Annotated in this window: 20 protein-coding genes; 18 read left to right on the top strand and 2 right to left on the bottom strand. The window is 71.8% G+C overall.

The features are described 5' to 3' along the window. The first annotated feature begins 86 nt into the window (after positions 1–86). The 11 genes from pdxS to ACZ7KX_RS26890 all read left to right on the top strand — a co-directional run bounded on the left by pdxS (position 87) and on the right by ACZ7KX_RS26890 (position 11,933). Positions 87–998 carry a pyridoxal 5'-phosphate synthase lyase subunit PdxS gene (pdxS, locus tag ACZ7KX_RS26940; RefSeq protein ID WP_350521271.1) on the top strand — a complete coding sequence of 304 codons (912 nt, stop codon included), beginning with the start codon at positions 87–89 and terminating at the stop codon, positions 996–998. A 103-nt stretch (positions 999–1,101) separates the two neighbouring features. After that, complete coding sequence (pdxT, locus tag ACZ7KX_RS26935) at positions 1,102–1,725, top strand: pyridoxal 5'-phosphate synthase glutaminase subunit PdxT (RefSeq protein WP_350521270.1); 624 nt, start codon at positions 1,102–1,104, stop codon at positions 1,723–1,725. 112 nt (positions 1,726–1,837) lie between these two features. Continuing rightward, entirely contained in the window at positions 1,838–2,596 is a 759-nt protein-coding gene (locus tag ACZ7KX_RS26930; protein ID WP_350521269.1) for a YebC/PmpR family DNA-binding transcriptional regulator, read from the top strand. A gap of 143 nt (positions 2,597–2,739) precedes the next feature. Next, on the top strand, positions 2,740–3,300 hold the full coding sequence (ruvC, locus tag ACZ7KX_RS26925; RefSeq protein WP_470328828.1) for a crossover junction endodeoxyribonuclease RuvC: 561 nt from the start codon (positions 2,740–2,742) through the stop codon (positions 3,298–3,300). After that, complete coding sequence (gene ruvA / locus ACZ7KX_RS26920) at positions 3,297–3,908, top strand: Holliday junction branch migration protein RuvA (protein ID WP_470328720.1); 612 nt, start codon at positions 3,297–3,299, stop codon at positions 3,906–3,908. The genes ruvC and ruvA overlap by 4 nt, the downstream gene beginning before the upstream one ends. A 55-nt stretch (positions 3,909–3,963) precedes the next feature. Next, positions 3,964–5,034, top strand: a complete 1,071-nt coding sequence (gene ruvB / locus ACZ7KX_RS26915; protein WP_470328827.1) for a Holliday junction branch migration DNA helicase RuvB — start codon at positions 3,964–3,966, stop codon at positions 5,032–5,034. Between the two features lie 261 nt (positions 5,035–5,295). Continuing rightward, positions 5,296–5,703 carry a preprotein translocase subunit YajC gene (yajC, locus tag ACZ7KX_RS26910; protein WP_350521267.1) on the top strand — a complete coding sequence of 136 codons (408 nt, stop codon included), beginning with the start codon at positions 5,296–5,298 and terminating at the stop codon, positions 5,701–5,703. Positions 5,704–5,851: 148 nt separating this feature from the next. Next, positions 5,852–7,654, top strand: coding sequence for a protein translocase subunit SecD (secD, locus tag ACZ7KX_RS26905; protein ID WP_470328719.1), 1,803 nt, complete (start codon positions 5,852–5,854; stop codon positions 7,652–7,654). 4 nt (positions 7,655–7,658) lie between these two features. After that, positions 7,659–8,747: a protein translocase subunit SecF gene (gene secF / locus ACZ7KX_RS26900; protein WP_470328718.1), complete on the top strand. Its 1,089-nt coding sequence runs from the start codon at positions 7,659–7,661 to the stop codon at positions 8,745–8,747. 28 nt (positions 8,748–8,775) lie between these two features. After that, on the top strand, positions 8,776–9,327 hold the full coding sequence (locus ACZ7KX_RS26895) for an adenine phosphoribosyltransferase (RefSeq protein WP_470328717.1): 552 nt from the start codon (positions 8,776–8,778) through the stop codon (positions 9,325–9,327). Between the two features lie 191 nt (positions 9,328–9,518). Then, the gene (locus ACZ7KX_RS26890) at positions 9,519–11,933 is read left to right on the top strand and encodes a RelA/SpoT family protein (RefSeq protein ID WP_396550483.1); all 2,415 of its coding nucleotides are present in this window, start codon (positions 9,519–9,521) and stop codon (positions 11,931–11,933) included. A 64-nt stretch (positions 11,934–11,997) separates the two neighbouring features. Here ACZ7KX_RS26890 and ACZ7KX_RS26885 read toward each other — a convergent pair whose 3' ends face one another. Continuing rightward, positions 11,998–13,227 (bottom strand): DUF349 domain-containing protein, encoded by a 1,230-nt coding sequence (locus tag ACZ7KX_RS26885; RefSeq protein ID WP_470328716.1) that lies wholly within the window; start codon positions 13,225–13,227, stop codon positions 11,998–12,000. A gap of 276 nt (positions 13,228–13,503) precedes the next feature. Next, positions 13,504–14,346 carry a peptidylprolyl isomerase gene (locus ACZ7KX_RS26880; protein WP_470328715.1) on the bottom strand — a complete coding sequence of 281 codons (843 nt, stop codon included), beginning with the start codon at positions 14,344–14,346 and terminating at the stop codon, positions 13,504–13,506. A 250-nt stretch (positions 14,347–14,596) separates the two neighbouring features. Here ACZ7KX_RS26880 and ACZ7KX_RS26875 point away from each other — a divergent pair, with 250 nt between their 5' ends. The 7 genes from ACZ7KX_RS26875 (at position 14,597) to ACZ7KX_RS26845 (ending at position 22,150) form a co-directional block, all read left to right on the top strand. Next, entirely contained in the window at positions 14,597–15,304 is a 708-nt protein-coding gene (locus ACZ7KX_RS26875; protein WP_470328714.1) for an MBL fold metallo-hydrolase, read from the top strand. Between the two features lie 11 nt (positions 15,305–15,315). Then, positions 15,316–16,578 (top strand): histidine--tRNA ligase, encoded by a 1,263-nt coding sequence (gene hisS, locus ACZ7KX_RS26870; protein WP_470328713.1) that lies wholly within the window; start codon positions 15,316–15,318, stop codon positions 16,576–16,578. Then, on the top strand, positions 16,575–18,365 hold the full coding sequence (gene aspS / locus ACZ7KX_RS26865; RefSeq protein ID WP_396550434.1) for an aspartate--tRNA ligase: 1,791 nt from the start codon (positions 16,575–16,577) through the stop codon (positions 18,363–18,365). The genes hisS and aspS overlap by 4 nt, the downstream gene beginning before the upstream one ends. 97 nt (positions 18,366–18,462) lie before the next feature. Continuing rightward, positions 18,463–18,969, top strand: a complete 507-nt coding sequence (locus ACZ7KX_RS26860) for a GNAT family N-acetyltransferase (protein ID WP_470328712.1) — start codon at positions 18,463–18,465, stop codon at positions 18,967–18,969. A 153-nt stretch (positions 18,970–19,122) separates the two neighbouring features. Next, positions 19,123–19,926, top strand: a complete 804-nt coding sequence (gene ppk2, locus ACZ7KX_RS26855) for a polyphosphate kinase 2 (RefSeq protein ID WP_350521258.1) — start codon at positions 19,123–19,125, stop codon at positions 19,924–19,926. A 72-nt stretch (positions 19,927–19,998) separates the two neighbouring features. Continuing rightward, a complete protein-coding gene (locus ACZ7KX_RS26850) occupies positions 19,999–20,610 on the top strand; it encodes an antibiotic biosynthesis monooxygenase (RefSeq protein WP_470328711.1) in 612 nt (203 codons plus the stop codon). Positions 20,611–20,698: 88 nt separating this feature from the next. Next, a complete protein-coding gene (locus ACZ7KX_RS26845; RefSeq protein WP_470328710.1) occupies positions 20,699–22,150 on the top strand; it encodes a replication-associated recombination protein A in 1,452 nt (483 codons plus the stop codon). Positions 22,151–22,182 lie beyond the last annotated feature (32 nt).

Raw genomic sequence — 22,182 nt, 5'->3', positions numbered from 1 at the left:
GGCTGGACTGGGTGGCACATGGAGGCGTCACCCGGTCCGCCTACCATAGGGCGATAGCACTGGTTCATCTTCGAGTGAGGTCTCACGTGTCCACCACCCCCACCACCGCAGACCAGCCGCAGATCGGCACCGCCCGGGTCAAGCGGGGCATGGCCGAGCAGCTCAAGGGCGGTGTGATCATGGACGTGGTCAACGCCGAGCAGGCCAAGATCGCCGAGGACGCCGGCGCGGTGGCCGTCATGGCGCTGGAGCGGGTTCCGGCGGACATCCGCAAGGACGGCGGCGTGGCCCGCATGTCCGACCCGAACATGATCGAGGAGATCATCGAGGCGGTCTCCATCCCGGTGATGGCCAAGTCCCGCATCGGGCACTTCGTCGAGGCCCAGGTCCTGCAGTCCCTGGGTGTCGACTACATCGACGAGTCCGAGGTCCTGACCCCGGCCGACGAGATCAACCACTCGGACAAGTGGGCGTTCACCACCCCCTTCGTCTGCGGTGCGACCAACCTGGGCGAGGCCCTGCGCCGCATCGCCGAGGGCGCGGCCATGATCCGCTCGAAGGGTGAGGCCGGCACCGGCAACGTCGTCGAGGCCGTCCGCCACCTGCGCCAGATCAAGAACGAGATCGGCCAGCTGCGCGCCCTGGACCACAACGAGCTGTACGCCGCCGCCAAGGAGCTGCGCGCACCGTACGAGCTGGTCAAGGAGGTCGCCGAGCTCGGCAAGCTGCCGGTCGTGCTGTTCTCCGCCGGTGGCGTGGCCACCCCGGCCGACGCCGCGCTGATGCGCCAGCTGGGCGCCGAGGGCGTCTTCGTCGGCTCCGGCATCTTCAAGTCGGGCGACCCGGCCAAGCGTGCCGCCGCCATCGTGAAGGCCACCACCTTCTTCGACGACCCGAAGATCATCGCGGACGCCTCCCGCAACCTGGGCGAGGCCATGGTCGGCATCAACTGCGACACCCTGCCGGAGACCGAGCGCTACGCCAACCGCGGCTGGTAGTCGCCCCGCAGGTTCCGAGGGCCCGGGCCCGCCGCAGCGCTTCGGCGCCGCGGCGGGCCGCGCCACGTCATTCCGTAGCAACGATCGATTGAGGTTGAAGACCGTGAGCACTCCAGTCATCGGCGTCCTCGCCCTGCAGGGCGACGTCCGCGAGCACCTGGTCGCGCTGGCCGAGGCCGACGCGCTCGCCCGTCCGGTGCGCCGTGCCGAGGAGCTGGCCGAGGTCGACGCGCTGGTGATCCCCGGCGGGGAGTCCACCACCATGTCCAAGCTGGCGCTGCTGTTCGGCGTGATGGACCCGGTGCGCGAGCGGGTGGCCGCCGGGATGCCGGTGTACGGCACCTGCGCGGGCATGATCATGCTGGCGGACAAGATCCTGGACGGCCGCGAGGACCAGGAGACCGTCGGCGGCATCGACATGACGGTGCGCCGCAACGCCTTCGGCCGCCAGAACGAGTCCTTCGAGTCCGGGATCGCCTTCAAGGGCCTGGACGACGCGCCGGTGCACGGCGTCTTCATCCGCGCCCCCTGGGTCGAGGCGGTCGGCGCGGGCGTCGAGGTGCTGGCCGAACTGCCCGCCGCGGACGGCCCGGACAGCCGGATCGTGGCCGTGCGCCAGGGCAACCTGCTGGCCACCTCGTTCCACCCGGAGCTGACCGGCGACCACCGGGTGCACGCGTACTTCGTGAAGATGGTCGAGGAGCACCTCGCGGCCGCCGCGGGCTGAGCGCTCACCGGGAGCGTGTCGGCCGCGCACGGACCGTGTGCGCCTCACCGGTGACGACACCGGTAAGATCTCATCTGTTTCATTTCCATTTGGCGACGTAAAGGAGCTGGCGATGTCCGGCCACTCTAAGTGGGCTACCACCAAGCACAAGAAGGCCGTGATCGACGCCAAGCGCGGCAAGCTCTTCGCCAAGATGATCAAGAACATCGAGGTGGCGGCGCGCACCGGCGGTCCCGACCCGGCGGGCAACCCGACCCTCTACGACGCCATCCAGAAGGCGAAGAAGAGCTCGGTCCCGATCGACAACATCAACCGCGCCGTCAAGCGCGGTGGCGGTCTGGAGGCCGGCGGCGCCGACTACCAGACCATCATGTACGAGGGCTACGGCCCGAACGGTGTCGCCGTCCTGATCGAGTGCCTCACCGACAACCGCAACCGCGCCGCCTCCGACGTGCGCGTGGCGATGACCCGCAACGGCGGCTCGATGGCCGACCCGGGCTCGGTGTCCTACCTGTTCACCCGCAAGGGTGTCGTCATCGTCCCCAAGGCCGACGGCGTGGACGAGGACAAGCTCTTCGAGGTCGTCCTCGACCAGGAGCCCGAGGAGATCAACGACCTCGGCGACTCGTTCGAGATCGTCTCCGAGGCCTCCAAGATGGTCGCCGTGCGCACCGCGCTGGTGGACGCCGGCGTCGACTACGACTCGGCCGAGGCCAACTTCCTCCCGAGCATGCAGGTCGAGCTGGACGTCGACGGCGCCCGCAAGATCCTCAAGCTGATCGACGCGCTGGAGGACAGCGACGACGTGCAGAACGTCTTCGCCAACTTCGACATCTCCGACGAGGTCGGTGCGGAGCTCGACGCCGAGTGACACGGCGTCGCCCGATCGGGGGCGAGTGATCGTTCTCACTGCCCGGCCCGGTGGTCCCAGGACCGCCGGGCCGGTGTCGTCGGCGGGGTTGTCGGACCCGGACGGTAGCCTTCGCAGGTCGAGGACGGGAGGCGGGGCCGGTGGTGCGGGTACTGGGTGTGGACCCGGGGCTGACCAGGTGCGGGGTCGGCGTGGTCGAGGGTGCGCCGGGCCGGCCGCTGCGGATGGTCGGGGTCGGGGTGGTGCGCACCCCCGCCGAGGCCGAGATCGGGCAGCGGCTGCTCCTGGTCGAGGAGGGCATCGAGGCCTGGCTGGACGAGCACCGGCCCGACCTGGTCGCCGTCGAGCGGGTCTTCGCCCAGCACAACGTGCGCACCGTGATGGGAACGGCCCAGGCCAGCGCGGTCGCGATGCTCTGCGCGACGCGCCGCGGCATACCCGTCACCCTGCACACCCCCAGCGAGGTCAAGGCGGCCGTCACCGGCTCCGGCCGGGCCGACAAGGCCCAGGTCACGGCCATGGTGCAGCGCCTGCTGCGGCTGGACGCCCCGCCCAAGCCCGCGGACGCCGCCGACGCACTGGCGCTCGCCATCTGCCACATCTGGCGCGGCGGCGCGACCAACCGCCTGGAGGCCGCCGTCCGGGCCGCCCGCGCCACACCCCGCTCGACCCCGCGCTCCGCGCTGAAAGGAACCATCCGGTGATCGCCTTCGTGCAAGGGCCCGTGGCGGCCATCTCCTCCGGGCTCGCGGTGGTCGAGGTCGGCGGGGTGGGCATGGCGGTGCAGTGCACCCCGAACACCCTGGCCGGCCTGCGACTGGGCGAGCCGGCCCGGCTGGCGACCTCGCTGGTGGTCCGGGAGGACTCGCTGACGCTGTTCGGCTTCGCGGACGACGACGAGCGGGCGGTCTTCGAGATCCTGCAGGCCGCGCCGGGCGTCGGCCCCAAGCTGGCGCAGGCGATCCTCGGCGTGCACAGCCCCGACGCGCTGCGGGTCGCGATCGCGAACGGCGACGAGAAGGCGCTGGTCGCCGTCCCGGGCATCGGCAAGGCGAAGGCCGCCAAGCTGCTGCTGGAGTACAAGGACAAGCTGGGCGCCCCGCACGGCGCGGTGCCCGCGCAGAAGCCGATCGCGGCCGGCCCGGCGCCGTGGAGCGAGCAGCTGCACTCCGCGCTGACCGGCCTCGGCTACGCCCCGCGCGAGGCGGACGAGGCGGTCGCGGCCCTCGCCCCGGAGGCCGAGGCGCAGCAGACGCCGGACGTCGGCGCCCTGCTCCGGCTCGCGCTGCGCGGCCTCAACCGGGCCCGCTGAGTCCGTCTGACGATCTGTCCCTTTGTCGACCTCGGAATACCTGGAGCCCGTGACGATGTACGACTCGGAACCCGCCGACCGGCTGGTCACGGCCGCCGCCGACGGTGAGGACCAGGCGGTGGAGGCGGCGCTGCGCCCCAAGCTGCTGGACGAGTTCATCGGCCAGGAGCGGGTGCGCGAGCAGCTGTCCCTGGTGCTCCAGGCCGCCCGCAAGCGCGGCAGCGCGCCCGACCACGTGCTGCTGAGCGGTCCGCCCGGGCTGGGCAAGACCACCCTGTCCATGATCATCGCGGCCGAGCTGGGCGCCCCGATCCGGATCACCTCCGGCCCGGCCATCCAGCACGCGGGGGACCTCGCCGCGATCCTCTCCTCGCTCACCGAGGGGGAGGTGCTCTTCCTCGACGAGATCCACCGGATGTCCCGGCCGGCCGAGGAGATGCTCTACATGGCGATGGAGGACTTCCGGGTCGACGTGATCGTCGGCAAGGGCCCGGGCGCCACCGCCATCCCGCTGGAGCTGCCGCCCTTCACGCTGGTCGGCGCCACCACCCGGGCCGGGCTGCTGCCGCCGCCGCTGCGCGACCGCTTCGGCTTCACCGGCCACATGGAGTTCTACGCCCCGGCCGAGCTGCAGCGGGTGGTGCACCGCTCGGCCACGCTGCTGGACGTCGAGATAGACCCGGCCGGCGCCGCCGAGATCGCCGGCCGCTCGCGCGGCACCCCGCGCATCGCCAACCGGCTGCTGCGCCGGGTGCGCGACTACGCGCAGGTCCGGCACGACGGGGTGGTCACCGCGGGGATCGCCGCTCAGGCGCTGGACGTCTACGAGGTGGACGCCCGCGGCCTGGACCGGCTGGACCGGGCGGTACTGGACGCGCTGCTGCGGCTGTTCGGCGGCGGCCCGGTCGGTTTGTCGACACTCGCGGTCGCGGTGGGCGAGGAGTCGGAGACGGTCGAGGAGGTCGCCGAGCCGTTCCTGGTCCGCGAGGGCCTGCTCGCCCGGACCCCGCGCGGGCGGATCGCCACCGCCGCGGCCTGGCAGCACCTCGGCCTGACCCCGCCGGTTCGGACCACTCGCGGCGGTGTCCCGCCCCAGTCGGAGCTGTTCCCGGCCGACGGGAGTTGAGCGTCATCGGCTGAACGGGTGAGCCGGGGCGGTGCGTTCCCCCCGGGTGCGGCCGGGGCACGGCAAGGGGGAGCCCGGAGCGGGGTCCGCGGAAACTGTGCAGGCGGAGGGTCGCCACTTTCGGCGGCAGGATGCGATGCTTGGCGTTGTCCGATCGATTCGGGGTTGCATAGACTCCGCCGGACCGCCCCTCTCACCCGACGGGCCGATCCATTACCACACAGGCCGCCGGCCGGCGGCCCGTAAAGGACCCTGGCTGCAGTGAACCTCATCATCCTTCTCCTCCCGATCATCGCGATCGTGCTCATGTTCCGGTCGCAGAAGAAGCGCCAGCAGCAGCAGCAGCAGATGCAGACCGCTCTGGAGCCCGGGGCGGGTGTTCGCACCATCGGCGGTCTGTACGCCCAGGTGAAGGCGGTCAACGAGGAGACCGTCGAGCTGGAGATCGCGCCCGGCGTGTTCACCCACTTCACCAAGAGCGCGATCGCGGCCGTCCTGGACCCCCAGGAGTACGACGCGATCATCAACGGCCGCCCCGCCGACGACGAGCTCGCCGAGCCGGAGGCCGAGGACGCCGACGCCGAGCCGGTCGAGGACAAGCCGCTGTCGCTCACCAAGGACGGCGACGAGAAGAGCGACGTCGAGGGCGGGGCTCCCGCGAGCAAGTAGTACGGCCGGGCAACCCGCCCGGTCGCGCGGCGCAGTGCCGCGAGCCCACAGGACCTCAGGGCCGCAGAACCACCCGGACCCCTGTCCAGCCACGAGCCGGACGGGGGTCCGGTCGGGGAGGTGGCATGGACAGGGAGAAACGAGCAAGGTGGCAACACCCAAGTCGCGCCCGCGCGACGGCTACCCAGGGCGGGCGCTGGCCCTCATCCTGGTCGTCACCGTCGGACTGGTCGCCCTCATGTTCGGGACGGGCAACACGAAGCCCCGGCTCGGGATCGACCTCGCAGGCGGCACCAGCATCACGCTGACCGCGAAGTCGACCGACCCCAAGGCGATCAACAAGTCCAACATGGACATCGCCACCGGGATCATCGAGCGCCGTGTCAACGGTATGGGTGTCTCCGAGGCGGAGGTCCAGACCCAGGGCGACAACACGATCATCGTGAACATCCCCAAGGGCGGCGACCGGCAGAACGCGGCGGACCAGGTCGGTACCACCGCCAAGCTGTTCTTCCGCCCGGTCCTGGCCGTGGCCCCCAGCGGCGTCACCGCTCCGGCCCCCACCGGCACCCCGTCCGCCCCCGCCACCGGAACCCCGGCCGCGACCCCGTCGGCCACCGCGCCCGCCGCGACCGGCACGCCGTCCGCGGGCGCGAGCGCCACCAAGCAGGGCCGCACCGTCGGTGAGGCGCTGGCCGCCGAGGGCACCACCCCGTCGCCCGCCGCCACCGGCGCGAGCGCGGCCCCGTCCGCCGCCGCCACCGGCAGCGCCGCTCCCAGCGCCGCCGCGACCCCGCCGAGCGCCGCCGACCTGAGCGCCGCGATGACCCAGGGCACCGTTCCGCCGGAGCTGTCCGCCGCGTTCGCCGCCCTCGACTGCTCCAAGCCCGAGGTCCGCAGCGCCCAGACCGGCCCCGAGGACAAGGCCGTCGTCGCCTGCTCCCAGAAGGCCGAGAACGGCTACTACGAGAAGCTGGCGCTCGGCCCCGTGGCCGTGAAGGGCTCGGACGTCTCCAAGGCCCAGCCCTCGCTCGACACCCAGACCGGTGCCGGATGGCAGGTCCAGCTGCAGTTCAACGGCACCGGCACCGACGCCTTCGCCAAGATCACCGGCCAGCTGGCCACCCAGGCCCCGCCGACCAACCAGTTCGCGATCGTGCTGGACAACCAGGTCGTCTCGCACCCGCAGGTCAACGGCCCGATCTCGGGCGGCAGCGCGGTCATCACCGGTCGCTTCACCCAGACCGAGGCGCAGGACCTGTCCAACGTGCTGGGCTACGGCGCCCTGCCGCTGGAGTTCGCCAAGAGCGACATCACCACCGTCTCCCCGGCGCTCGGCAGCGACCAGCTCAAGGCCGGCCTGGTCGCCGGTGCGATCGGCATGCTGCTGGTGGTCGCCTACTCGCTGGTCTACTACCGCGGCCTCGGCCTGGTCTCGATCGCCGGTCTGCTCGTCTCGGCGGCCCTGACCTACTCGATCATGAGCCTGCTCGGCGGCGGGATCGGCTTCGCGCTGAACCTGCCCGCGGTCTGCGGTGCGATCGTCGCGATCGGCATCACCGCCGACTCCTTCATCGTGTACTTCGAGCGCATCCGCGACGAGGTCCGCGAGGGCGCCCCACTGCGCCCGGCGGTCCAGCGGGCCTGGCCGCGCGCCCGGCGCACGATCCTGGTCTCGGACTTCGTGTCCTTCCTCTGTGCCGCCGTGCTCTACGTGGTCTCGGTCGGCAAGGTCCAGGGCTTCGCGTTCACCCTCGGCCTGACCACCGCGCTCGACGTCGTGGTGATCTTCCTGTTCACCAAGCCGCTGATCACGCTGCTGGCCCGCCGCAAGTTCTTCCTCGACGGCCACCCGTGGTCCGGTCTGGACCCGAAGCGGCTGGGCGCCCGCCCGCCGCTGCGCAGCAGCCGTCGCCGTAGCCCCTCCTCTGCCGCCGTGAAGGAGGCCTGACACCGTGTCGCGCTTCTCCAACCTGGGCCACCGGCTCTACCAGGGCGAGGTCAGCTTCGACTTCGTCGGGCGCCGCAAGCTCTGGTACTCCATCTCCGGCGTGATCGTGCTGGTCGCGGCGATCGGTCTGGCCATGGGCCTGCACCTGGGCATCGAGTTCAAGGGCGGCTCGGTCTACACCGTGTCCAAGCCCGGCCTGACCGTCTCGCAGGCGCAGGACAAGGCCGACCAGGTCGTCTCCTCGCACCCGCTGGTGCAGTCCACCGACAACGGCAAGATCCGCATCCAGGTCAGCACCGAGGAGCCGAAGAGCTCCGACGAGGTGCGCTCGCAGCTCGCCGAGAAGATCGGCGTTCCGCTGGACACCGTCGAGGCCCAGGTGATCGGCCCCAGCTGGGGCAAGCAGATCTCCAACAAGGCCATGACGGGTCTGATCATCTTCATGATCCTGGTGACGGTCTACCTGGCGATCGCCTTCGAGTGGCGGATGGCGGTGGCCGCCCTGGTCGCCCTCATCCACGACCTCCTGATCACCATCGGCGTCTACGCCCTGGTGGGCTTCGAGGTCACCCCCGGTACGGTGATCGGCTTCCTGACGATCCTCGGGTACTCGCTCTACGACACGGTCGTCGTCTTCGACACCGTGAAGGAGAACACCAAGGGGATCACCAAGCAGAACAAGCTCACCTACAGCGAGGCGGCCAACGCGGGCCTCAACCAGACCCTGGTGCGCTCGCTCAACACCACCGTGGTGGCGCTGCTGCCGGTCGCCGCGCTGCTGTTCATCGGTGGCGGCATCCTGGGCGCCGGCACGCTGAACGACATCTCGCTCGCGCTGTTCATCGGTCTCGCCGCCGGTGCCTACTCCTCTATCTGCGTCGCCACCCCGCTGCTGGCGCAGCTCAAGGAGGAGCAGCCGGAGATGAAGGCGCTGCGCAAGCGCGTCCTGCAGCACCGGGCCGCGGCCGGCCGGACCGAGGACGCGGTCCCCGGGGACGAGCTCGCGGACGAGGGCCAGCCTGCGGGTATGGTCGGTCAGCGTGGCCGCTCGGCCGGCACCCGTGCCAAGGGCCGTCCGTCCACCAAGCGCTGACCCGAACCACGACCCCGAGGACACCACCGTGACCACCGCCGACACCGCACTGGCCGAGCTGCTGAACAGCCGGATCCGGGACGTCCCGGACTACCCGAAGCCGGGTGTGCTGTTCAAGGACATCGCGCCGCTGCTCGCCGACGCCGAGGCCTTCGGCGCCCTCACCAGGGCGCTGGCGGACCGGGCGAAGGAGCTCGGGGCGACCAAGGTGGTGGGCCTGGAGGCCCGCGGCTTCGTGCTGGCCGCCCCGGCGGCCTTCGCGGCCGGGCTCGGCTTCGTGCCGATCCGCAAGCAGGGCAAGCTGCCCGGCGAGGTGTTCCGGCGCTCGTACGAGCTGGAGTACGGCTCGGCGACGCTGGAGGTGCAGTGCGACGCCTTCGCGCCGGGTGAGCGGGTGCTGGTGGTGGACGACGTGCTGGCCACCGGCGGGACCATCGGCGCCTCGCTGGACCTGGTCAAGGAGGCCGGCGCCGAGCTGGTGGGCGTCGTGGTGCTGATGGAGCTGGGCTTCCTGGACGGCCGCGCGCGGCTGGCCGGGCACCTGGCCGGCGCTCCGCTGGAGACGCTGGTCACGGTCTGAGGCACCCCCGCGAAGGGCGGCAGTCGGAACATCCGACTGCCGCCCTTCCGTTTCCTGGCCCGGCCGGATGAACACCGGGGCGCCCGGCTCGGTACCATGAAGATTCATCCCCTCCCGGTTGTGTCCGTCCGTTCGGGCCCCGGCAGGGGTCGGCCCGGTGCCCCGAGGAGTTGTCCTTGCCCGACGAGGTTGTGCCCACGGCCGCAGCGGCCACCCCCGAAAACCGTCCCACGCCCTCGGGGGCCACCCCGGCACGCCCGGCGCCGACCTCCTCGCGATCGCTCGCCCCCTCGGGCCGCGGCTCCACCGGCGGCATGCGCGCCCGCCTGGCCCGCCTCGGCGGCCAGCGCTCCAGCGTGCTCAACCCCGTCCTGGAGCCGCTGTTCCGCTCGATCCGGGCGAACGACCCCAAGGCCGACCCGGCACTGCTGCGCGACATCGAGAAGGCGTACGCGGTCGCCGAGAAGTGGCACCGCGGGCAGAAGCGCAAGAGCGGCGACCCGTACATCACCCACCCGCTGGCCGTGGCGACGATCCTGGCCGAGCTCGGCATGGACGCCCCGACCCTGATGGCCGGGCTGCTGCACGACACCGTCGAGGACACCGACTACGGCCTGGAGACCCTGCGCAAGGACTTCGGCGACTCGGTGGCCCTGCTGGTGGACGGCGTCACCAAGCTGGACCGGGTCAAGTTCGGCGAGGCCGCGCAGGCCGAGACCGTCCGCAAGATGGTCGTCGCGATGGCCAAGGACCCGCGCGTCCTGGTGATCAAGCTCGCGGACCGCCTGCACAACATGCGCACGATGCGCTACCTCAAGCGGGAGAAGCAGGAGAAGAAGGCCCGCGAGACCCTGGAGATCTACGCCCCGCTGGCGCACCGGCTGGGCATGAACACCATCAAGTGGGAGCTGGAGGACCTCGCCTTCGCGATCCTCTACCCCAAGATGTACGACGAGATCGTCCGGCTGGTCGCCGAGCGCGCCCCCAAGCGGGACGAGTACCTGGCGACCGTGATCGACCAGGTCCAGGCGGACCTGCGCGGCGCCCGGATCACCGCCTCCGTCACCGGCCGGCCGAAGCACTACTACTCGGTCTACCAGAAGATGATCGTCCGCGGCCGGGACTTCGCCGAGATCTACGACCTGGTGGGCATCCGGGTCCTGGTCGACACCGTCCGCGACTGCTACGCGGCACTGGGCACCATCCACGCGCGGTGGAACCCGGTGCCGGGGCGGTTCAAGGACTACATCGCGATGCCCAAGTTCAACATGTACCAGTCGCTGCACACGACGGTGATCGGTCCCGGCGGCAAGCCCGTCGAACTCCAGATCCGCACCTTCGACATGCACCGGCGGGCCGAGTACGGCATCGCCGCGCACTGGAAGTACAAGCAGCGCGCGGTCGCCGGGGCCTCCAAGGTCCGCACCGACACCCCGACCCAGACCCGCAAGGACGACAAGGCCGGCGCCGTCAACGAGATGGCCTGGCTGCGGCAGCTGCTGGACTGGCAGAAGGAGACCGCCGACCCGGGTGAGTTCCTGGAGTCGCTGCGCTTCGACCTGGCCAGCAACGAGGTCTTCGTCTTCACCCCCAAGGGCGACGTGATAGCCCTGCCGGCCGGCGCGACCCCGGTCGACTTCGCCTTCGCGGTGCACACCGAGGTCGGCTACCGGACGATAGGCGCCCGGGTGAACGGGCGGCTGGTGCCGCTGGAGTCGACGCTGGAGAACGGCGACACCGTCGAGGTGTTCACCTCCAAGGCGGAGAACGCCGGCCCCTCCCGGGACTGGCTGGGCTTCGTCAAGTCGCCGCGCGCCCGCAACAAGATCCGCGCCTGGTTCTCCAAGGAGCGCCGCGAGGAGGCGATCGAGCACGGCAAGGAGGCGATCGTCCGGGCGATGCGCAAGCAGGGCCTGCCGATCCAGCGGATCCTGACCGGCGACTCGCTGGTCACGCTGGCCCACGAGATGCGCTACCCCGACATCTCCTCGCTCTACGCCGCGATCGGCGAGGGGCACGTCGCCGCGCAGAACATCGTCCAGAAGCTGGTCCAGGCGCTCGGCGGCGAGGAGGGCGCGACCGAGGACCTGGCGGAGACCGCCACCCCGACGCACGACACCCGCCGCGCGGTGCGCCGCCGGGCCAAGGGCGACCCGGGCGTGATCGTCAAGGGCGTCGAGGACGTCTGGGTCAAGCTCTCCCGCTGCTGCACCCCGGTGCCGGGCGACCCGATCGTCGGCTTCATCACCCGCGGCAACGGCGTCTCGGTGCACCGCGCCGACTGCGTCAACGTGGAGTCGCTGAGCCAGCAGCCGGAGCGCATGATCGACGTCGAGTGGGCGGCCACCCAGTCCTCGGTCTTCCTGGTGGCCATCCAGGTCGAGGCGCTGGACCGCTCCCGCCTGCTCTCCGACGTCACCCGGGTGCTCTCCGACCAGCACGTCAACATCCTGTCGGCGGCGGTGCAGACCTCCCGGGACCGGGTGGCGATGAGCCGCTTCACGTTCGAGATGGGCGACCCGAAGCACCTCGGCCACGTGCTCAAGGCGGTGCGCGGCGTCGAGGGCGTGTACGACGTCTACCGCGTCACCTCCGCCCGCAAGTAGCGGACGCACGAGAGGGGCCCCGGGATCTTCCCGGGGCCCCTCTCGGCGTTCGACGGCCGTCGGATCAGCCGCTGAACTCCTCCTGGCTCTTGTGCGCCTGCTCCAGCAGGGTCTGCACGCCGGCCAGCTCGGACTCCAGCTTGGCGATCCTGCCGGCGTTGCCGGCCGCGCGGGCCTTGTCCAGGTCGGCCTGGATCTTGTCCGCCTTGGCCTGGAAGAGCCCGACCATGCCGGCCGCGCGGGCCTTGGCCTCCGGGTTGGAGCGCTTCCACTCGGCGTCCTCGGCCTCGCGGATCGCCCGCTCGACCGCGTTCAGCCGGCCGTCCAGCTTCGGACGGACCTCGCGCGGCACGTGCCCGATCGCCTCCCAGCGCTCGTTGACCTCGCGCAGCGCGGCCTTGGCGGCCTTCAGGTCGGTGATCGGCAGGATCGCCTCGGCCTCGACGGCCAGCGCCTCCTTGAGCTTCTGGTTCTCCACCTGCTCGGCGTCCCGCTCGCTGAACACCGCGGAGCGGGCCTGGAAGAAGACGTCCTGCGCGCCGCGGAACCGCGCCCACAGCTCGTCCTCGATGTCCCGCTGGGCCCGGCCGGCGGCCTTCCAGCGCGCCATCAGGTCGCGGTAGGCGGCCGCGGTGCTGCCCCAGTCCGTGGACGAGGACAGCGCCTCGGCCTCGGCGACCAGCGACTCCTTGGTCTGCCGGGCCTTGTCGCGCTCGGCGTCCAGGGTGGCGAAGTGCGCCTTGCGGTGCTTGGAGAAGACCGAGCGGGCGTGCGAGAAGCGGTGCCACAGCTCGTCGTCGCTCTTGCGGTCCAGGCGCGGCAGGCCCTTCCAGGTGTCCACCAGGGCGCGCAGCCGGTCCCCGGCCTCCCGCCACTGGGTGGACTCGGCGAGCTGCTCGGCCTCGGAGACCAGCGCCTCCTTGGCCGCGCGGGCCTCGTCCTGCGCCTTGGCGCGGGCGGCCTTGCGCTCCTCCCGCCGGGTCTCGATCTCGCCGGCGAGCGTGTCCAGTCGCTTGGCCAGGGCGTCCAGGTCGCCGACCGCGTGCCCCTCGACCACCTGCGCGCGCAGGTGCTCCAGCGCGGTCTGGGCGTCCTTGGCGGCCAGGTCGGTGGTGCGCACCCGCTTCTCCAGCAGGCCGATCTCCACCTCGATGCCCTGGTACTTGCGCTCGAAGTAGGCGAGGGCCTCCTCGGGCGAGCCGGCCTGCCAGGAACCCACGACGCGTTCGCCGTCGGCCGTCCTGACGTAGACCGTGCCCTGCTCGTCCACACGGCCCCACGGGTCGCTGCTCATAGCGCGTCCTCCACATGACGTCGCGCCCGCGCCGGGGCGGCGCGCGTCCGTCGTCCACAGTTGATGTGCGGCGGACCGATGAGTCCGCCGTCCCCGTCCGCCGTGCCTTCCTGCCGAGGGTGACGGCTAGGCGGGTCCGGGCACCCTATACAACGCCAACATAGGCGACCAGGCCCGGTGCTGTCCGCATCCGGGCCGGGCGATTTCGGGCCGGGGCCGGGCGAGGACGGCGGCGGTGCGCCGGCTCGACAAGGGTTCCACCGGCCCCGGGACTGATCAACCCTTCGACACCGTAACGGAGTTGAAGGTGACGTCGGCCATCGGGTGGCCGTCCGGGGAGCCCTCCAGGGTGCCGGCGGCGGCGATCTTCTGCACCACGTCCAGGCCGCCGCTGATCTTGCCGAAGGGGGTGTAGTTCGGCGGCAGCTTGGTGTCCTTGTAGACCAGGAAGAACTGGCTGCCGTTGGTGCCCGGGCCGGAGTTGGCCATCGCCACGGTGCCCGCCGGGTACGTCGCGCCGGCCAGGTTCTCGTCCGCGAACTTGTAGCCCGGGTCGCCGGTGCCGCCCGGGACGGTCGCGCTGGCGGTCGGGTCGCCGCACTGGAGCACGAAGATGCCGTCCGTGGTGAGGCGGTGGCACTTGGTGTGGTCGAAGTACTTCTCGCCGGCCAGGAAGGAGAAGGAGTTCACCGTGTGCGGGGCCTTGGCCGCGTCGAGCGCGATCGTCACCTTGCCGCAGTTGGTGTCCAGCGCCATGGTGTACGACGCGCCCGGGTCGATCGACATGGCCGGCTCGGCCTGCCACTTCTTGCCGTTGGGCGCGCCCGGCGCCGGGTCCGTGCAGCCCTCGACCGGCTTGCGGGTCGGGGTGGTCGGCTCGCCGGTCTGGGTCGGCGCGGCCTGCGCGCTGCTCGCGGCCGAGGTCTTGTCCTTGTCGTCCGAGCTGAACGCGCCGGTGGCGATCAGGGTCCCGCCGCCGGCCAGGACCACGACGGCCAACGAGGCGCCCAGGACCGTGTTGCGGCGCCTGCGCGCGGCCGCGACCTCGATCCGCCGCTCCATCTGGCGCTCGTACTTCTCGCGGGCGAGCTGCCGCCGCCGCTGTTCGCTGCTGACCACCGGCCGTGTCTCCTACGCATGTGCGGAAAAAGTGGATGGATTCCGGAGCGGATCATCGCATCCCCCGGCGGCCAAGTGTAGGGACCGGGCCCGTAAGGGCGAGGTGAACCTGACACGCGACCCCTCCCGCCACCCCCATCTGGTTCGCAACCGGAGCCGGACCGCCGGTAGGCTGCCCCTGAGTAACCAATAGGCAGCATCACTACAGGTGGTTCTCGCAAACCGACCGCCGCACACCCGAAGGACGCGCGTGTTCATCGCCGGATTCCCCGCTGGAGCCTGGGGCACCAACTGCTACCTGGTCGCTCCGGCGGCGGGCGAGGAGTGCGTCATCGTCGATCCGGGCCACCAGGCGGCCCGCGGCGTCGAGGAACTGGTCCGCGAGTACCGGCTCAAGCCGGTCGCCGTGCTGCTCACGCACGGCCACATCGACCACGTGGCCTCGGTGGTCCCGGTCTGCGGCGCCCGCGGCGTCCCGGCCTGGATCCACCCCGAGGACCGGTACATGATGTCCGACCCGGAGAAGGCGCTCGGCCGCTCCCTGGGCACCCAGCTGATGGGCGAGCTCACCGTCGGCGAGCCCGACGACGTGCGCGAGCTCACCGACGGCAGCGTGCTGGAGCTCGCCGGCCTGCAGCTCACGGTGGACCACGCCCCGGGCCATACCGGGGGGTCGGTGACCTTCCGGACGCCCGGTGCCGAGGACCTCCCCCCGGTGCTGTTCTCGGGCGACCTGCTGTTCGCCGGCTCCATCGGGCGTACCGACCTCCCGGGCGGGGACAGCGAGGCGATCATGACGTCGCTGGCCCGGGTGTGCCTGCCCCTCGACGATTCCACCGTGGTCCTCTCCGGCCACGGCGGTCAGACCACCATCGGCCGCGAGCGCGCCACCAACCCCTACCTCCGACAGGCAGCAGGGGCGGCAGGCGCCCCGGCTTTCCCGCGACGAGGAATGTGACGGAAGAGAAGTTGAGCACCTTCACCGCCCCCAAGGGCACCTACGACCTGCTGCCCCCCAGCTCCGCGACCTTCCTGGCGATCCGCGAGCGCATCGCAGCGCCCGCCCGCCGGGCCGGCTACGGCTACGTCGAGACCCCGGTCTTCGAGGACGTGAAGCTCTTCTCCCGCGGCGTCGGAGAGTCCACCGACATCGTCACCAAGGAGATGTACAACCTCACCACCAAGGGCGGTGACGAGCTCGCGCTGCGCCCCGAGGGCACCGCCTCGGTGCTGCGCGCCGCGCTCCAGGCCAACCTGCACAAGCAGGGCAACCTGCCGGTCAAGCTCTGGTACTCCGGCTCGTACTACCGCTACGAGCGCGCGCAGAAGGGCCGCTACCGCCAGTTCTCCCAGGTCGGCGCCGAGGCGATCGGCGCCGAGGACCCGGCGCTGGACGCCGAGCTGATCATCCTGGCCGACGACGCCTTCCGCTCGCTGGGCCTGCGCGACTACTCGCTGCTGCTCAACAGCCTCGGCGACAAGCAGTGCCGCCCGGTCTACCGCGCCGCGCTGATCGAGTTCCTCTCCGGCCTGGACCTGGACGAGGACACCCGCCGCCGCGCCGAGATCAACCCGCTGCGCGTGCTGGACGACAAGCGCGAGTCCGTGCAGGCCCAGCTCACCGGCGCCCCGATGCTGCGCGACTACCTGTGCGAGGACTGCAAGGCGTACGACGAGAAGGTCCGCGAGCTGCTCACCGCGGCCGGCGTCGCCTTCGTCGACGACCCGAAGCTGGTCCGCGGCCTGGACTACTACACCCGCACCACCTTCGAGTTCGTGCACAACGGCCTCGGCGCCCAGTCCGCGATCGGCGGCGGCGGCCGCTACGACGGCCTCTCCGAGATGATCGGCGGCCCGGCGCTGCCGTCCGTCGGCTGGGCCCTCGGCGTGGACCGCACCTACCTGGCGCTGGAGGCCGAGGCCGTCACCCTCGACCTGCCCGCCGCCACCGCGGTGTACGCGGTCGCGCTCGGCGAGGAGGCCAAGAACGTCCTGTTCGCCAAGGTGATCGAGCTGCGCCGGGCCGGCGTGGCCACCGACCTCGCCTTCGGCGTCAAGAGCATCAAGAACGCCATGAAGTCCGCCGACCGGTCCGGCGCCCGCTTCGCCCTGATCGCCGGGGACCGGGACCTCGCCGAGGGCGTCGTCCAGCTCAAGGACCTGACCACCGGCGAGCAGACCCCCGTCGCCCTCGACGCACTCGTCACCACCCTGAAGGAGAAGCAGCTGTGATCCGCACGCACGACGCGGGCACGCTCCGCCCGGAGCACGCAGGCACCACCGTCACCCTGGCCGGCTGGGTCGCCCGCCGCCGCGACCACGGCGGCGTGGCCTTCATCGACCTGCGCGACGCCTCCGGCACCGTGCAGATCGTGGTCCGCGACCTCGACTCGGTCCACGGCCTGCGCGCCGAGTACTGCGTCAAGGTCGTCGGCGACGTCCGCGTCCGCCCCGAGGGCAACGAGAACCCCGACATCCCGACCGGTGCCGTCGAGGTCGTCGTCAGCGAGATCGAGGTGCTCTCCGAGGCCGCCCCGCTGCCCTTCCCGGTCGCCGAGTACGAGCCGGGCACGGTCAACGAGGAGGTCCGGCTGCGCTACCGCTACCTGGACCTGCGCCGTGAGGGCCCGGCCAAGGGCCTGCGCCTGCGCTCCAAGGTCAACAACATCATCCGCCGGGTGATGGAGGAGAACGACTACCTCGACATCGAGACGCCGTACCTCACCCGCTCCACCCCCGAGGGCGCCCGCGACTTCCTCGTCCCGGTCCGCCTGCAGCCCGGCCACTGGTACGCGCTGCCGCAGTCGCCCCAGCTGTTCAAGCAGCTGCTGATGGTGGCCGGCATGGAGCGCTACTACCAGATCGCCCGCTGCTTCCGCGACGAGGACTTCCGTGCCGACCGGCAGCCGGAGTTCACGCAGCTGGACATCGAGGCCTCGTTCGTCGACCAGGAGGACATCCTGGCCCTCGGCGAGAAGATCATCGGTGCGATCTGGCGCGAGGTGCACGGCTACGAGGTCCCGAACCCGCTGCCGCGGATGACCTACGCGGACGCCATGGGCCGCTTCGGCTCCGACAAGCCGGACGTCCGCTTCGGCCAGGAACTCACCGACCTCACCGAGTACTTCAAGGGCACCGAGTTCCGCGTCTTCCAGGCCCCGTACGTCGGCGCCGTGGTCATGCCCGGCGGCGCCTCGCAGCCGCGCAAGCAGCTGGACGCCTGGCAGGACTGGGCCAAGGCGCGCGGCGCCAAGGGCCTGGCCTACGTGCTGATCGACGCCGAGACCGGTGAGCTGCGCGGCCCCGTCGCCAAGAACCTCTCCGAGGAGCACCTGGCCGGCCTGGCCGCCGCCGCGGGCGCCAAGAACGGCGACGCGGTCTTCTTCGCGGCCGGCAAGGAGCGCGCCTCCCAGGAGCTGCTCGGCGCCGCCCGCCTGGAGATCGGCCGCCGCTGCGAGCTGATCGACGAGTCGAAGTGGGCCTTCCTCTGGGTCGTCGACTTCCCGATGTTCGAGCCGATCGAGGACGACAAGGGCGCCTTCCAGGGCTGGCACGCGGTGCACCACCCGTTCACCGCCCCGACCAAGGAGTCGCTGGACACCTTCGACACCGACCCGGGCTCGGCGCTGTCCAATGCGTACGACCTGGTCCTCAACGGCTCGGAGCTGGGCGGCGGTTCGATCCGTATCCACCAGCGCGACGTGCAGAAGCGGGCGTTCGACGCGATCGGCCTCTCCGAGGAGGAGGCGGCCTCGCAGTTCGGCTTCCTGCTGGACGCCTTCAACTACGGCCCGCCGCCGCACGGTGGTGTCGCCTTCGGCCTCGACCGGATCGTCACGCTGCTCGGCGGGTACGACACCATCCGGGACGTCATCGCCTTCCCGAAGACGTCCACCGGTGGCGACCCGCTGACCGGCGCCCCGACCCCGATCACTCCGGCGCAGCGCCGCGAGGCCGGCGTGGACGCCAAGCCCAAGGTCCGCGAGGACGCCAAGTCCGAGGCTGAGCCCAAGGCCTGACGGAGCGTCGCATCCGCTAACCTGCAACGGCCCCGGACGGTCCACCCACCGTCCGGGGCCGGTCCACAACGACGTGTGACACAGGGAGAGTTGACCGATGCAGGTCATAACGAGAGTGGAACGTCCGGCGGACGCGCCGGCGACCAGACGCGTCCACATGGCTGCGTTCCCCGGTCCGGACGAGGCGGACCTGGTGGACGCGCTGCGCCGCGATCCCGCCTGGCTGCCCGGGCTGTCCGTGGTCGCGGTCGACGGGACCGGCCTGGTGGTCGGCCACGCCCTGCTGACCCGGCTGCGGGTCGGGGAGGGCGAGGCGCTGGCGCTCGCGCCGGTCGCCGTGGCACCGGAGTGGCAGCGCAGGGGAGTCGGCGAACTCGTCGTCCGGGCCGCGCTGTCGGCGGCCGAGGACGCGGGGGAGAAGCTCGTGGTCGTCCTCGGCGACCCGGCGTACTACGCGCGGTTCGGCTTCTCGCCGGCCGGGCGGCACGAGGTCGTCGGCCCGTTCGAGGTGCCGGACGCGTACTTCCAGGCGCTGCCGCTGGCGTCGTACGACGGCGGCCCGCGCGGGCTCTGCCGCTACCCCGAACCCTTCGTCGCGGTCTAGACCGCCGCCGCTCCTCCTCGGCCCGTCCCGCCGGCCCGTCCCGCCGGCCCGTCCCGCCGGTCCGTCCCGGTCCCGCCCGGTCCGCCCTGCGGACCCGCCGTGCTGCACCTACGGTGAGTGTGCATCAGCACGGGTCGGACGGAGGATCAGAGGGTGGCCGCGAAGCCGGAGCGACTGGCGAGGAAGCCGTACGAGCGGGAGCTGCTGCGGCTGCAGCAGGAGCTGGTGAAGCTCCAGGAGTGGGTGCGGGTCGAGGGCGCCCGGCTGGTGGTGGTCTTCGAAGGACGTGACGCCGCGGGAAAGGGCGGAGCGATCAAGCGGGTGACGGAGTACCTGAACCCGCGCATCGCCCGGGTCGCGGCGCTGCCCACCCCGACCGAGCGGGAGAAGACCCAGTGGTACTTCCAGCGGTACGTGGAGTACCTGCCCGCGGCCGGGGAGATCGTGCTCTTCGACCGCAGCTGGTACAACCGCGCCGGGGTCGAGCGGGTGATGGGCTTCTGCTCCGACGAGGACTACTGGCAGTTCCTGCACCAGTGCCCGAACTTCGAGCGGATGCTGATCGAGGCGGGCATCCTGCTGCGCAAGTACTGGTTCTCGGTGAGCGACACCGAGCAGGAACAGCGTTTCCGGGCCCGGCTGGGGGACCCGATGAAGCGCTGGAAGCTCTCCCCGATGGACGTCGAGTCGATCACCCACTGGGAGGACTACTCGCGGGCCAAGGACGAGATGTTCATCCACACTGACATCCCGGATTCGCCCTGGCACGTGGTGGAGAGCGACGACAAGCGCCGGGCCCGGATCAACATGATCGCCCACCTGCTGTCCACCGTGCCGTACCACGAGATCAAGGCGCCGCGGATCGACCTGCCGCCGCGCCCGGCCCCCCGTGGTTACCAGCGGCCCCCGCGCGACCTGCAGAAGTACGTCCCGGACCACGCTGCCAGACTGGAGTAGACGGGGCCCGCCGGGCGCTGCTGTCGAGAACCGGCCCCGTGTGGCGCCCGGGCGTCCGCAGGAGGCGCGCTCATGTTCGTCCGTACCGTCTACGCCACCGGCAACCCGGAGCGGATCGACCGGACCCTCGACGGGTTCAGGGCCGAGGCCGTCGGACTGCTCACCGCCCAGCCCGGCTACCGGGGCTACGGGCTGTTCGCCGACCGCGAGCTCGGCAAGATCAGCATGGGTTCCTGGTGGGAGTCCGCGCAGGCCGAGCGGGACAGCGACCGGGAACTGCGGGCGCGCCGCGCCGAGCTGCTGGCGCCGTTCGAGGGCACGGCGGCCACCGCCCTGTGGGAGGTCGCGGTGGAAACCCCGCCCGGCGAGGCCGGGCCGGGCGCCTGGTTCCGCGTGGTGCGCACCGACGCCGACCCGGCCGCGGTGGACCGGATGGCGGAGGTCTTCCGGGACCGCGCGCTGCCGGTGCTGGAGAAGTCGCCGGGGTTCGTCTCCGCGGCGATGCTGGTCGACCGGGCGACCGGGCGCGCCTCGGTGGGCGCGATCTTCGCGGACCGGGACACGCTGGTGGCCTCGCGCGGTCCGCAGGCCGACGCCCGGGCGAGGGCCGTCGCGGCGGCCGGCGTCACGGTGTGGTCGCTGGAGGAGTTCGAGGTCGTCCTGCTCGACCACCGTCGGCCGTAGGGCCCGTCCTCGGAGCGTGGTGCCCGCGCGGGTGTTCTCGCGCGGCGACGGCCCCCGGCGTGTCGGCGGCCTCGCATAGGCTTCCGGTGTGGACGAACCGGACCTCTTCACCGCCGCCGCCGAGGAACTCCAGACCAGGGAGCCCGGCCGGGCGCCGCTGGCCGTACGGATGCGCCCGCGCACCCTGGACGAGGTGGCCGGGCAGCGGCAGCTGCTGAAGCCCGGCTCGCCGCTGCGGCGGCTGGTCGCGAGTTCGCGCGGGCCGGCGGCCACCAGCTCGGTGATCCTCTGGGGCCCGCCCGGCACCGGGAAGACCACGCTGGCGCACGTGATCAGCCAGGCCGTCGAGGGGCGTTTCGTCGAGCTGTCCGCGATCACCGCCGGGGTCAAGGAGGTCCGGGCGGTGATCGACGGCGCCCGGCGCGCGGTCGGGATGTCCGGCCGGGAGACGGTGCTCTTCCTGGACGAGATCCACCGCTTCTCCAAGGCCCAGCAGGACTCGCTGCTGCCGGCCGTCGAGAACCGCTGGGTCACGCTGATCGCGGCGACCACCGAGAACCCGTACTTCTCGGTGATCTCCCCGCTGTTGTCCCGCTCGCTGCTGCTCACCCTGGAGTCGCTGACCGACGAGGACATCCGCGCGCTGCTGCGCCGGGCGGTGGCCGACGAGCGCGGCCTGGAGGGCGCGCTGGAGCTGACCGAGGAGGCCGAGGACCACCTGGTGCGGCTGGCCGGCGGGGACGCCCGGCGGGCGCTCACCACGCTGGAGGCGGCGGCCGGGGCGGCACTGGAGAAGGGCGAGCCGAGCATCACGTTGGCCACCACGGAGACGGCCGTCAACCACGCGGCGGTCCGCTACGACAAGGACGGCGACCAGCACTACGACGTGGCGAGCGCACTGATCAAGTCGATCCGCGGCAGCGACGTGGACGCGACCCTGCACTACCTGGCCCGGATGATCGAGGCGGGGGAGGACCCGCGGTTCATCGCCCGCCGGCTGATGATCTCGGCCAGCGAGGACGTCGGTCTGGCGGACCCGACGGCGCTGCAGACGGCGGTGGCGGCCGCGCAGGCGGTGGCGCTGATCGGCTTCCCGGAGGCGCGGATCATCCTCTCCCAGGCGGCGATCGCGCTGGCGCTGGCGCCCAAGTCCAACGCGGCGTACCTGGCGATCGACGCGGCGCTGGCGGACGTCCGGCAGGGCCTGGCGGGTGCGGTGCCGGCACACCTGCGGGACGCCCACTACGGCGGCGCGGGCAAGCTCGGCCACGGCAAGGGCTACCGGTACCCGCACGACCTGCCGGAGGGCATCGCCGCCCAGCAGTACGCACCGGACGCGGTGCACGGCCGGGAGTACTACCAGCCGACCCGGCGCGGCGGCGAGGCGCGGTACGCGGACGTCGTGGAGTGGACCCGGGGGCGGCTGCGCGGCGAGCGGCGCGGCGAGCAGAAGGCGGAGCGGCAGGCCGGGAAGGCCGAGCGGGAGGCGGAGCGGCAGGCCGGGAAGGCCGAGCGGGAGCCCGGGCACAAGGGCGAGTGACCGGCGGCTATACTCGGTCGGAGTGCCATGTC

The organism is Kitasatospora sp. NPDC038210 (assembly GCF_055600605.1).
Note: the sequence above shows the minus strand (reverse complement) of the source record. Positions and strands in the feature narration are given on the sequence as shown.